This is a genomic window from Flavobacterium sp. MDT1-60 (assembly GCF_014844035.1).
Taxonomy (GTDB): Bacteria; Bacteroidota; Bacteroidia; order Flavobacteriales; family Flavobacteriaceae; genus Flavobacterium.
On record NZ_CP062159.1, the window covers coordinates 4792530 to 4805461 of the forward strand.

At 34.4% G+C, this 12932-nt stretch carries 10 protein-coding genes; 5 read left to right on the forward strand and 5 right to left on the reverse strand.

All coding sequences use genetic code 11. The annotated features are described in order from the left end of the window. Positions 1 to 463 precede the first annotated feature (463 nt). Complete coding sequence (locus IHE43_RS20255; protein WP_192185588.1) at positions 464 to 865, forward strand: thioesterase family protein; 402 nt, start codon at positions 464 to 466, stop codon at positions 863 to 865. Positions 866 to 1118: 253 nt separating this feature from the next. Here the strand turns inward: IHE43_RS20255 and IHE43_RS20260 are convergent, their stop codons facing one another. After that, entirely contained in the window at positions 1119 to 1907 is a 789-nt protein-coding gene (locus tag IHE43_RS20260) for a PhzF family phenazine biosynthesis protein (protein ID WP_192185589.1), read from the reverse strand. Between the two features lie 255 nt (positions 1908 to 2162). Continuing rightward, a complete protein-coding gene (locus tag IHE43_RS20265) occupies positions 2163 to 5108 on the reverse strand; it encodes an Ig-like domain-containing protein (protein WP_192185590.1) in 2946 nt (981 codons plus the stop codon). A gap of 595 nt (positions 5109 to 5703) precedes the next feature. Between IHE43_RS20265 and IHE43_RS20270 the strand changes: the two genes are divergently transcribed. After that, positions 5704 to 6033, forward strand: coding sequence for a hypothetical protein (locus IHE43_RS20270; protein WP_192185591.1), 330 nt, complete (start codon positions 5704 to 5706; stop codon positions 6031 to 6033). Between the two features lie 58 nt (positions 6034 to 6091). Here IHE43_RS20270 and IHE43_RS20275 read toward each other — a convergent pair whose 3' ends face one another. The 3 genes from IHE43_RS20275 to IHE43_RS20285 form a co-directional block, all read right to left on the reverse strand. After that, complete coding sequence (locus IHE43_RS20275; protein ID WP_370526672.1) at positions 6092 to 8548, reverse strand: carboxypeptidase-like regulatory domain-containing protein; 2457 nt, start codon at positions 8546 to 8548, stop codon at positions 6092 to 6094. Positions 8549 to 8612: 64 nt separating this feature from the next. After that, complete coding sequence (locus IHE43_RS20280; RefSeq protein WP_192185593.1) at positions 8613 to 9527, reverse strand: FecR family protein; 915 nt, start codon at positions 9525 to 9527, stop codon at positions 8613 to 8615. Positions 9528 to 9589: 62 nt separating this feature from the next. Next, complete coding sequence (locus IHE43_RS20285; protein WP_192185594.1) at positions 9590 to 10105, reverse strand: RNA polymerase sigma factor; 516 nt, start codon at positions 10103 to 10105, stop codon at positions 9590 to 9592. Between the two features lie 250 nt (positions 10106 to 10355). Between IHE43_RS20285 and IHE43_RS20290 the strand changes: the two genes are divergently transcribed. The 3 genes from IHE43_RS20290 (at position 10356) to IHE43_RS20300 (ending at position 12872) form a co-directional block, all read left to right on the forward strand. Then, complete coding sequence (locus IHE43_RS20290) at positions 10356 to 11399, forward strand: hypothetical protein (protein WP_192185595.1); 1044 nt, start codon at positions 10356 to 10358, stop codon at positions 11397 to 11399. A 70-nt stretch (positions 11400 to 11469) separates the two neighbouring features. Then, a complete protein-coding gene (locus IHE43_RS20295; RefSeq protein WP_225585223.1) occupies positions 11470 to 12255 on the forward strand; it encodes a membrane metalloprotease in 786 nt (261 codons plus the stop codon). Positions 12256 to 12290: 35 nt separating this feature from the next. Further along, positions 12291 to 12872 carry a porin family protein gene (locus IHE43_RS20300; RefSeq protein WP_192185596.1) on the forward strand — a complete coding sequence of 194 codons (582 nt, stop codon included), beginning with the start codon at positions 12291 to 12293 and terminating at the stop codon, positions 12870 to 12872. Positions 12873 to 12932: the final 60 nt, after the last annotated feature.

Below are 12932 nucleotides of genomic sequence, written 5' to 3' on the forward strand. Positions count from 1 at the left end.
GCTAAATGGGACGGTTGTTTCTATAAACGATAAATCAATAGAATTTAAGTTTATAGTTGGAAAAGAAATAACAAATCCAGCAGGAACGCTACATAGAGGTTGTTTATCAATTACCTACGTACGCTTACAGGTAACCCTTTTTAAGGGAGTTTCCGAAGTTTCGTAATTCATTGGGCTTGAATGACAAGTTCCTGATGATACTGCTCTATGAGATTTAATTATAAATAATCTATATGATTTGTAACAGTCTGGATTTTACAATATAATTTTACTTTTCTAATGTAAAAAAAGATAACATTTTTAAGAGTTTTCTAACTTAAATCTTAATAATTATCTTTGTAGATAAACCCTGAAATTCATTATATAAACTCTAAGAATACCAATATATAAAACACTGCTAAAAATGATGCAGGCTAAAATGAATTATGGTTATTCTTAACAAGAAAAAAATATTAAAAAGCATATGGAAAACAGAATTTTTAAATACGAAATGACCATTAAGGAATTTCATCTTGACACATTTGGACACGTGAACAATGCCGCCTATCTTCAAATTTATGAAGAAGCCCGATGGGAGTTTATTACCCATAATGGTTATGGTTTGGATAAAATAAAAGAAACAGGACTTGGTCCTGTAATTCTGGAGATAAATCTAAGATTTATTAGAGAATTGCACCTGCGTAAAAAAATAACCATTCATTCTCAGACAACCGAATATAATTCAAGAATAGGTACTATCAAACAATGGATTACCAACAGTGAAGGAAAAATATGCTCAGATACAGAAATGAAGATCGGATTATTTGACACCCACAGGCGAAAACTGGTACAGCCTACAAAAGAATGGCTTGACGCAATAAAATAATTCTTTATTTTTGGAGCTGCCTCTTTTTGTCACAAAGGTTAAGGCTTTTAAGTTTACGGTTAGATCAATTCAGGAAGCTGTAAGTTTTGTGGCAAAATCGTGGCACAGGAGTGTTTTGAAACAAAAAAACTACCAAAATCAGGGCTGGAGAATTTAGGTTCGAATATATTACAAGTTCCATGTAAATTCACCATCATAATATCAAATATTTCAGTATAAACATAGGGTTACATTCCTATTTTTATAGTAGTATTTACTCAATCCATATATTTCCAATAGAATAGGTTTTTGCTCTTCCACTTATCGTAACCCGTTCACCTCTGTCTTCACAAAAAAGCTCACCGAGACGCTCAGATACCTGAAGGGCATAGAGCTCTTTTTTGTTTAGCCTTCCTGCCCAGAAAGGAATTAACGAGCAATGTGCAGAACCAGTGACTGGGTCTTCCAGAATAGATGCCTGAGGTGTAAAAAATCTGGAAACAAAATCAGACTTATCTCCTTTTGCAGTAACAATTACACCACCTGGGTCAAGATTTATCTGATCGAATATCTGCCTGTCTACAGTTATATTTCTAATTTGAGATTCGTTATCATAAACTAAAACATAATCCCGAGACTTAAATACTTCTTTTGGTTTAATACTTATCGCATTTTCAATCACTGCCGGAAGATTTGCCTTTAATGGCATTCTTGAAGGGAAATCCATTTTATAGAGACCGTTTTCTACTGCAACAGTCAGGTCTCCGCTTAAGGTTTCAAAAACAATTTTATCACTTTTATGACCGAGGATTTGTTTTAAGCAGTGTGCCGTGGCTAAGGTCGCATGACCGCAGAGATCCATTTCGATTTCTGGAGTGAACCAGCGCAAATGTATTTTCTTTCCTTTCTCTACAAAGAAGGCCGTTTCGGCAACAGCATTTTCATTAGCAATCTTCAATAGCATTTCGTCGCTTAGCCACTCTTCAAGAGGTACGACACAGGCTTGATTACCTCCGAATGTTTTTTCTGTAAAAGCATCAATTTGATAAAGATTAAGTTTCATATCTATTTTTTATTGCAATTAAATGTTATCAATATTGAAATATCTGGGATTATTTAGATCTGAAACAGCAAAGGATTATGCTAGTCTATTTAAGAAAACAAGACTGAATTATAATTATTATAAGTTACGACACTAAAGAATGCAATATTAAAGTAATATTCTTAACTAATGTAATTGTATAAAAAATAAAAACAACCCGAAAGTTGCTTTTATGATTTTTATTAATGTTATAAACTAGCGTTTCTTAATAATTTATCATTTAACAATCAGTTTTTTAGAAACATTAAAACCATTAGAACTGATGGTAACAACATATATTCCCGAAGCTAAATTATGATTGATTTTTGCAGAAGAACTGAGTTGGTTTACCAAAACTTTTCTTCCGTTTATATCTGTAACAATGACTGATGCTATTTCACCGGTTTTTAGTTCCGGAAGGACAATATTAAATTCTTTATTTGTTGACGGATTTGGATAAATACTTACCAGAGAATTGTTCTCGGCTGCTACTTCTTTATTAGCATTAATTTTCTTCGCTGTAGAAGTGCTTTGAAATTGCCATTGTGCGCTTTCCCAATTGTTTTGAGCTCCGGCATATTGAGCAGAACCATTAAGATTTTCGATATGAATCATGCCTCCTGTCTGCCATCTGTTTTTAATTCTCACCCAGGTACCATCAACATTTTCGGTTGACCATTGAGCGCTCCACCAATCAGATCCGGCAGCTGTACATTGCACTGCTCCTGTTAAGTTTTCAATATGCATTACATCTCCCGTGCCTACATTTTTTAATACAAAATAAGTGGCATCGATAGCGACTTTTTCCCACTTGTAATTATTATTGGCAACAGTTGCGCCATACCCTACATTCGCACCGGCATCATATAAATAATTATTAGTCCATTTATTTTTAATGGTAAAATAGTTTCCTGTTGCCGTGCTCACGGTAATTATAGCTGTGCTTGTTTTATTTCCACTTGCTGTTGTTACCGTAATTATTGCGGTTCCGTTTGAAATTGCAGTTACTAAACCCGAAGCATTCACCGTTGCTACGCCCGTATTATTGGATGCATAACTAACCGCTTTATTCGTTGCATTTGATGGAAGAACTGTTGGCGTTAATTGCTGCGTTCCTCCCGCCGCCAACGTTGCTGATGACGGACTAAGACTCACACTTGTCACAGCGACATTTGATGTATTTACAGTAATTACAGCTGTCGCTGTTTTCGCTCCATCCTGAGTTGTCACCATAATTGTTGCCGATCCCGAAGCAATTGCAGTTACTAAACCTGCGCCATTTACAGTTGCAACACCTGTATTATTAGAACTGTAACTTACTGTTTTATTTGTAGCATTTGCCGGAGCAACAGTTGGTGTTAATTGCTGTGTGGCGCCAACGCTTAAAGTCGCTGTTGTTGGTGAAACCGTAACACCTGTTACCGCAATTGAAGTACTGGAACAATTAGAACTTTGTGTCCACGAAAAGGAACCAATCGCGCTTAATTCTTCATTTGCTGCTGCATTACCGCCTCTGTACGAATAATTCATGTTGCAATATGTTCCATTTCCGGCAGGAGAACCAGCAATAAGTACAAAATAACCTCTGCCCCAATTTCTGTTCAGGGCATTATTGTTTGGAAATTCTTTACCGGTTCCGTTAACCGTTATATCTTTAAAACTAAGATTATAAATTCCGTCTCCTGATCTTTTACTGATCGAAATAGCATCATTTCTCGAATCTAAAATATCGATATTATACAACTGAACATTTTTAACCTGAGTTCCGGCATTAGTAGCACTAAAAATATCTACCGCCGCTACAGGATTGTTATAAGTATCATTGAAAGTCCCACAAGCTGTTACCGTAATATCGTGTATTTCGTGCATACCATCATTGTTAAATGGCGCTCCGGGAAAATTATTACTCACTCTGATTCCTGCTTCCAGATTGTCTTTTATAATTAAATTGTAAGCTTTATTATTTTTTCCGCCGTAAATAGCTAAACCACAGGCACGCCAGCAATTTTCTGAAGTATTGTATCTAAAGGTATTATTGATACATTCCAGTCCATCTGCAGACCAAATCGCCTGATCATCATCACCATTATTTCTAAAACTGCAATGCTCTACAATTGAGTTTGCAGTTCCTTTGCAAAGATTAATTCCGTCAGCATAATTATTTCTAAAACGACAATGAGATACTGTAAATCCATCCGCAATTGCCGGACCTCCAACATTGTATTGGGCAATCCAGGCACCGCATTCAAAATGCTCAGCCCAAATATTTTTTACTATTGAAGAAGATGTAAAAACACCATTTATAGCTTTATAAGAATTACTTCTTGAAGTCGAATTTGTCGATAAATAAAGATCTGTAAATGAAATACCTGCTGCATTGGCACGAAGTCCACCGTTACCAGAGCTGGTGTTGGTGAAATTAATCTGAGTATACCACATTCCGGCACCAATTAGTGAAGTATTGGCAACCCCAAAATACAATTCCCGATTCACGTTATAAACTCCACTCGGAATAAATATTTTTTTACCACCGTTTGCATCAATAAAGGTTTGAAGATCACTTCCGTTTCCGGTATACGTTACTGAACCCGTTGGAGCTGTAACACTTGTTGGAACTGGTTCAATCTCAGCAAAATCCAAATGAACATTACCCGATTCTCTTACCAGTTTTAAAGTTCCCGATGCTGAAATTTTAGCCGGAAGTTTATAACGCACTTCGTCAAATCGCATTCTCGGATTTTGATTTGTGATTCCGTTATTATTTGGATTTCCGTTGCTCCACAAATATTCCCACGACCAGGTTGAAGTCAAAGTCAGTGTGGTAATTTTTGTGTTCCCATTGTAAACACCCAATGTAGCCGATTGTCCATCAGGAACGCTGTAGCGAATGACAAGTCCGTCTGCAGCTTCTGTAAGTGTCCATTGTACTGTGGCATTGGTTGCAGACATATTCACGCATACCTGATCTGAGGCCTCTGATTGCAGATCTGCCTGAATGTATGACTTTGAAGTAGTTGCAGCACCATTCGACAATTGCCCTGCGTTTGCTTCGTACCTTTTATACTGTGCATCATAATAACCGCGCTGTGCGTATAAATTTGAGGTTAAGAGAATGCAAAAGATCCATACGATATGGAAATATTTTTTCTCTTTAAAAAAAATAAAATGTAATTGATTGTTCATAATCTGTGGTTTTAAATTAGTAAGGCAGTTCCTGAAAAAAGGACCTAACGAAACTAGATTTAAAAAAGAGATTTAAAAAAAGATATGTTAGAAATCAAGATTCGAATAATGATTCATATAAGTCAAAATACTGACAATCAATGCATTAAATTTATAATTAAAATAAAATATCAAGAATATATATAGATGAAAAGTTTGTAATTAAATCGATAATAATAAGAATAAATTAAAATTTTAACATCAAATACGAGACATTATCTTTTTTATAAGGAACTATACAAAATTAAAATATCAAATTATTCGTCAAAAAAATTCACGTCATTAGAAATGGGATTTTATAATTTCATGAATCTAAACTCATTAGCTTAAACCTTAGAAAGCTTAAAAATTTGACCATTTGAGAGTTGTGGTATATTCGTGGCATGGCAAAATGGACCTACTACCTTTTCTGCCGCAAAAAGTTAAGATTGTCAAGCCGTATTTTTCAATTGTCAGCATCATTAGTTTTGTGGCAAAATCGTGGCACAAGGCATCTTACAAAACTTGAATCCCAGAAAAATTAAGGCTGGACAAGTTTAGGTTCGAATATATTATATTGCAGATAGAAGTTGACCATTTCTCTATAGAAAAAGAATTGAATGATTATTTTGAAAAAAACTTCTCAAAAAACACTCAAATAATCAGACAGTTCGTTAATAATAAAGAATTTACCGAAGATGTAAATTCTACTTTAACTTATTTTGCAAAATATGGAATTATTGGAGATATGCGAACTCCTAGATTTAAGAAAGAGACGGACAATGCACTCGAAGAAGTTTTTACAGATTTTTTTTCACATCCTACCCCAGAATTAAAAACTCAAACTCTAGATGCTACAAAACCTACTTTAATTGTTTTATTGAATTTTTACAAACTGAAATTATAATATCTAGCCTATAGTACCGCACCATATCATCCCTTAGATAAAAAAATAGCATCTAATATTAAAAATTCACTCTAAAACTAATATTTGGTGTTAAACCAAGTGATTTGTTATCTACCTGAACAGCATCATTGGAATCCTTTGGATTGACTTTGTAATAGCGATTAATAACATTCTCCCGATTGGTAAGATTAATGACACCAGCAGTAAGCGAAGCTGCAGTTGAGGGTGAGAAATTGAAATTATAATTTAAAGAAGCATCTAAACGCATGAAATTATCCAGATTCTCACTATTTGGAGCATCATAATTTACCAGGGTCTTATTTCCATTTTGTACTGTTTCATCACCATCAATTGGTTTTGTGTAGGGTTGACCGTTTCTCCAAATACCCCCGAGAGCTATTTTTACATTTTTTATAAACTCATAATAAAAACCAATCGATACAGAATGTCTAATATCTACATTATTAGGAAAGACAGAAGGTGTAAGAGTTTCAAACTCATAGCTATTTGTACTGAATGTATAACTCATCCAGACACTATATTGACGGGCTGTTTTATTGGCTAAAAATTCAAAACCCTTGGCCGTATAACTTCCACTGGCATTAGTAAACTGAAAGTTGTTATAGAAACCCTGGCTCGAAGCTGTGATGCCATCAACAAATTTATAAAATCCTGTAGCCTCAACATTTAGTTTGTTTTTATTGAATTCTACCCCAAAAGAGCCTTGTTTACTTGTGGCAATCGGTAAATCTTTATTGGTTACTAAAACCCAATGTCTTTTTTCGACGCCCAAAAAATCATCTTCAAAATCCACAATTTGAGCCGTAGACTGATTTTTAAATTCACCCTCTAATTTTAAAGCAAACTGCTCTGATAATTTTTGCCGAATGTTTACTCTGGGCTCTATTAATAACTTATCAAACTTTTGAAAATAATTACACCGTAATCCAACTCTCAAATAGGTATTCTTTTTATTATATTGGGTCTCGAAGAATAAGGCATGATTCAATAAGACATCTTTTTTAGTGTTAATATAAGATGGATTAGTAACAGCAGTTTGGTTCAACATTCCTGTTTCATTAAATTGATAACCAAGCAAAAAACTCAAGTCATCGTTGCTTTTGTAATAAGTATTGAGTTTAGTTCCTGTTTCCAGCACTTCATTGGCTTCAGTTAAGCGCTGATTTGTTTCTACCCTGTAATCAGTAGCATCAATATTATATCGGGATAAGTAGGTTATTAAGTTTGTGCTTAGTTTTGAATTCCACTGTGCTTTCCAATTCCCTCCATAACCAATATTTTTTTGGGATAAATTGCTGATTTTAGATTGGGTTTGATTTGAATTTGTCAGCCGTTCCGAATAATCCAGGGCATTATTAATCCCAATAATATTCGCCCTAAACTGATGTTTTTCATTCAAATCGAAAAGCAATTTAGCCGTATAATCATAAAAGTAGAAATCAGAAGAGGTGTCATACTGCTCGCTATCGGCATTAATTTCAGTATCCTGAAAACTACGGTCAAAATATTTGGTGTAGGTAGGGGATTTAAACAAATCAGTAATGGAACGACGTCCTGAGATATGAAATTCTAATTTTTTAGTTATTGGAATTTCTAAAAAAACATCAGAGCTAATGCAATTAATACCTGCACCACCCGAAAAGATATTGGAAACCAAATCTTTTGTATACATATTGATAGTACTGGAAACACCATCACTGTATTCAGCACTTGTTCCGTTTTTGCTTACAATAACTTTACTGGTAAGATTGGGGTTATAAGCAGATATCAAGCCAAAAAAATGGCCGGAATGATACATCTTAATATTGTCCCAAAGCACTAAATTCTGATCATTGGTCCCACCGCGTACATTAATATTTGCGATACTTTCATTGGTACTTTCAACTCCGGGCAGCACCTGAATAGACTGCAGGATATCAGGTTCTGTTAATCCGGGAAGGATACCGAATTTTTTAGTATTTAAAACCGTACTTCCATCCACATATTTTTGCAAACCGGGAGTTAAATAAACATTGATCAAAACCTGATTCAATTCCTGGTTTTTAGTATAAAGAATTATTTCCCTGCAATTGTTTTGTGCAGCAAACAATTCCTTAGCAGTAAAGTGTCTGGATTCAAAACCCATATAGGAAACAATCACTGTGGCATTTATTGGAATATCCTGCACACTAAATTTACCGTTTTGATCTGTTATGGAATGCCTTCCTGTGTTATCCACAAACACTGAAGCGCCAGGCAGACCAGATTTGCTCTCGTCGGATAAAACGGTTCCGCAAATGGCTATTGTTTTGTTTAGTACTGAGACGGTAACATACCGGTCGTCTAAAGCCTTAAAATTCAAAAAGGTTTTCAGGTTTAGATACTCAATTGTCTGCTCTAAGGTAAATGAGGTATTGGGTTTCTCCACCCTTACCGTTGCCACATCTTCAACAGCATATGAAAACTTAACATTAAACTGTTTTTCTATTGAAATAATAACCTCAGTTAAAGGCATTTTTTGGGCTGTATTTTGTCCATAACAAAAACTGCCAATACAAATCAATAAATAAATCAGTCCTTTATTTGACACCATAATTATAAAATATTATGGTTTCCCCCTCGATCCTGTAACTTAGTTTAAGTGGGATAGTAACGGCTTGAAGTGCTATTTGTTTATTGGTATGAGTAAAACTTCCCGTAAAGAGTTTTGAGGTGTCCACACCTTCAGTTTTTATTTTTATATCATACTGGCGCTCGAGTTCTGCAATAACCTGATCCAGAGGTATTTTATCAAAACTTGATTCCTGCTCAAGCCAGGAAGGTTTTTGAGCCTTAAAATCTTCAACAGTTTCGATTATGCCATTTATAACCCTGAAGGTTTTTCCAGGAGGCAATTTAACGGTTGTATGATTATAAGCAACACTTACCAAACCTTCATAACACTTAACCTCAAAATAGTTTTTGCGCTGTTTTACATTAAATTGTGTTCCTAAAACTTTTACCACTCCGGAAAATGTGTTTACACTAAACGTTTGTCCTTTCTTTACTTTAAAAAAAGCTTCTCCTTCTAAGATTAAGTCTCTTTTATCAGCCCATTTTTTTTCATTAAAACTTAGTTTTGAAGCGGAATTCAAGATCACCTGAGAACTATCGGGCAGTGTAACTGATTTTGTTTGTGCTATTTGGGTTTGAAATGATGTAATGTTATTGAAAAACAAGAAATAAGCAGAAGTTAACACAATAGCCAACACGGCTGCTACGCGGTAAAAAACTTTGTAGTTTAAAGTTCTTACCTTTTGTTTCTTTTTAGAATGGTTTCTGACTTCGAAAGCTTCAAGAGCAGCATGGATATCTACTTTTGGAGTCTCGAATTGTGATGCATAATGATTAATCTTTTCAAGCGTTTGCAAATCTTCTGATTGTTTTAAATCTTCAATTTCTTTACCTGAAAGCTCATTATTGAACCATTTTAATATCTCTTTTTCGTTTTTCATTTTATACCTCTGTGTTTATAAGACAATTAACTTTTAAATTACCCTATAGCTAAATGATTAAATTATATATTTTCTATCTGGGATTTTAATATTTGCAATGCACCAGACATTCTTTTTTCTACTGTTTTTTGAGAAATATCGAGCAACTCAGCAATTTCCCTGTATTTTTTTCCCTCTATTCGATTCAATAAAAAAACTTCCCTTTGTACTTCACTCAATGATGCGATTGCATTAGTTAGTTTAAGTCTGAATTCTTCTTCTTCAAGCAAATAGTCAGGGCTTTGATTATGGATATCCAGATTAGGCGCATCTTTAGCATACCTTAATACCACTTTTTGATGTTTTATTGTATTTAGAAATAAATTGTTAATACTGGTAAACAAATACGTTTTGACCTTACTAAAGTCTATTTTAGAACAATTCTCCCAAATTTTTGTAAATGCATCCTGTACCAGATCTAATGCAGCCTGGTCATCACCACATTTATAATAAGCAAAATTATTTGCCGATTGCACATGCGTTAAATAAAAGTCTCTAAAGTGATTTTCTTCGCAAAGTGTACTTTTTTTGTCGCTCATTGAGTATTAATTCTTTTTTTTTGTAGTTTGTAAATGTAAATTAATTTTTCAAAAGAGCTGAGTTGATTATAATTGCTTTTTTATGAAAAATTATAAAATGTTAACTATCATAACATTATGATTTTATTTGTAAAAAATTATATTTTTTTTTAAATTTTTTATAGGGTAAAAATAATCCTGGTTGTCTTACCAATAGAAAGGCGCTAAAAACATCGCTGGTTACCATAAAAATATATAAAATTTTAAAATTATGAAAAAATTAAAAATTGTTACCGCAGTTGCATTGATGGCTATTTTAGGTTTTACATCATGCCAAAGTGAAATTGATAATGAACAAGGAGAAAATCCAAATACAAATTCAGCCAATTCAACTACAACAAGCAACCTTAAACGTGCTTCCATGTACGATGGTTCCTTTGATGATTTCCTTGATGGAGCATCATGTTCTTCAATTTTATTACCCGTTACTGCTAAAGTTAATGGAGTTCAGGTTTCTATCCTGAGCCAGGCAGATTACCAACAAGTTATTTCTATTTTGGGACAATTTAACGATGATCAGGATACTGTTGTATTACAATTTCCATTAAAAGTTAAATTAAGCAATTACAATGAGGTTACTGTTAATAATCAAACAGAATATAATGCGATTCTTACTGCTTGTACAGGAGCCGAAGTTTCTGGTCAGAACGCCATTTCTTCTGTAAATATCAGCTTTCCCATTACAATTTTGACATTTGATTTAAGTTTTAAACAAACAGCAAGTGTTGTTATTACATCAGAACAACAATTATATACCTATATGTCTAATTTAAGTAGTACAGAATTATTTTCTGTAAACTACCCAATTTCAGCGACAATTGCAGATGGATCCAAAACAACAATTTCTAGTGATGCTGAATTACAAACCACTATCAATACAGCTGCAAAAACTGAAGAAGCGATAGCCCTGGCAGTTCAAAACGCAAAAAAATTAGAGCCTATTTTAGTTGCTGGAAAATTTAAAGTAGAGTCTTTTGTCCGTGCAGGGGCAAATTCAGCGATAAACTATAAAGATTTTACCATCGATTTTACAAATAATTTCCTTGTAAAAGCTACGGATTTATTAAATACAACTGTCAATGGAACCTATGGAGTAAGCTCGGAATTAAATGTGCTTCTACAACTGAATTTTTCAGGTAATGCTTCATTCACTTTGCTCAATAATACCTGGAAAGTAACTAGTTTTACCGCTACAACAATCACCTTACAAAGTACAACTGATGCTGCGGTAACACTCGTATTGAAACAAATATAACTGGATTTTGACTGGTAGTTTATTGCGGACAGCTCGCATAATTTGGCTGTCCGTAATAAAATACACACTAATGAAAATAATAATGAAAAAAACATTTTCTCTATTAACCATTATTTTGCTCTTCTCTATGGGGGCTTGTTCAAAGGATGATACCACAGAGAATTCAGTTGCGCTAAATACCAGTGCAAACAGACAGCAAACCGGAAGTTCGGCTAATGATTTACTATCGGATAAAAAGTTTACGAGTATGGTTATTGAAGTGGTGTATGTAACCGGTTTTGAACCAAGCAGTACAGCGATCAATAATTTTGTAAACTTTCTTACCGCAAGAACATACAAACCAAAGGGTATCAGTATTGTAAAACATGCTATATCATCTCCGGGAAATTCACCTTACACCGATCAGGAAATCGTAAATATTGAAAATACTAATCGTACAAAATACAACAATTCTGATCAAATAGTAGTTTGGGCATTTTTTGCAGACGGAAAATCTTCGAAAGACACTCAAACATCGCTTATTCTTGGAACAGCATACAGAAATACTTCTTTTGTTATTTTCGAACAAACTATTCACGATCTAAGCGACAGTCCATTTGAACCAAACAGAAGTTTGTTAGAGACCACAATAATTACCCACGAATTTGGGCATATACTAGGGCTCACAAACCTTGGAACGCCGCTACAAAGCAATCATGAAGACACAGAACATCCGAAACACTGCATTGAAAAAACATGCTTAATGTATTGGTTATCAGAATCAAATACCGGTATTTCGGATATGCTTTCAGCTGGTACTACGCTTCAATTAGATGCGCAATGCATTGCAGACCTTCGCGCCAATGGAGGAAGATAAAAATTTAATCAATAAACAATTATAAAATCAAACACATGAGAATAAAATTTTCAATAATAGCCCTACTTTTTGGTGCTATAACAACAATAAATGCGCAGGATAATACTATCCCTAAATCCAATGCAGGGATAAAAGGAGGTTATAGTCTGGCAGCGGTAAGCTTTGACGGAGATGGGGAAACCGGACAACGACATGGTTTTCATTTTGGAATTTACGGTGAGTCCTTTATCAGCGAGAGCTTTGCCATACAACCCGAATTACTCTATTCGCAACAGGGCTACAAAATAACAAATAGCAGTGGAACCTTTACTCAAAAGTTAGATTACATTAACCTGCCTTTAATGCTTAAAGCCTATCTCTCTGAAAATTTCTTTTTAGAAGCAGGTCCACAAATTGGATTAGCAGTTTCACATAAAGAAGAATATGACGGACTTTTCAGCAGTTCACAGGAGTATGATCCTAATAGTTTCGATTGGGGACTAAACTTTGGTGGCGGATTTAAAACCAATTCCGGTATAAGTTTAGCAGCGCGTTACCACTTAGGCTTAGGAGATTTATATGACGACGGGAAAGCACAAAATAGGGTTTGGCAATTCTCTTTAGGTTTTGATCTGTAAGTTTATATTATAGTTCATACGTTCAGAATTGATACTCCACTATTTAGATTGCCAATTAAT

Bases quoted from the DNA above. Each gene is read 5' to 3' on its own strand.
- IHE43_RS20255 (WP_192185588.1), top strand. From the start codon at position 464: ATGGAAAACAGAATTTTTAAATACGAAATGACCATTAAGGAATTTCAT.
- IHE43_RS20295 (WP_225585223.1), top strand. From the start codon at position 11,470: ATGAAAATAATAATGAAAAAAACATTTTCTCTATTAACCATTATTTTG.
- IHE43_RS20260 (WP_192185589.1), bottom strand. From the start codon at position 1,907: ATGAAACTTAATCTTTATCAAATTGATGCTTTTACAGAAAAAACATTC.
- IHE43_RS20300 (WP_192185596.1), top strand. From the start codon at position 12,291: ATGAGAATAAAATTTTCAATAATAGCCCTACTTTTTGGTGCTATAACA.
- IHE43_RS20275 (WP_370526672.1), bottom strand. From the start codon at position 8,548: ATGCCTTTAACTGAGGTTATTATTTCAATAGAAAAACAGTTTAATGTT.
- IHE43_RS20265 (WP_192185590.1), bottom strand. From the start codon at position 5,108: ATGAACAATCAATTACATTTTATTTTTTTTAAAGAGAAAAAATATTTC.
- IHE43_RS20280 (WP_192185593.1), bottom strand. From the start codon at position 9,527: ATGAAAAACGAAAAAGAGATATTAAAATGGTTCAATAATGAGCTTTCA.
- IHE43_RS20290 (WP_192185595.1), top strand. From the start codon at position 10,356: ATGAAAAAATTAAAAATTGTTACCGCAGTTGCATTGATGGCTATTTTA.
- IHE43_RS20285 (WP_192185594.1), bottom strand. From the start codon at position 10,105: ATGAGCGACAAAAAAAGTACACTTTGCGAAGAAAATCACTTTAGAGAC.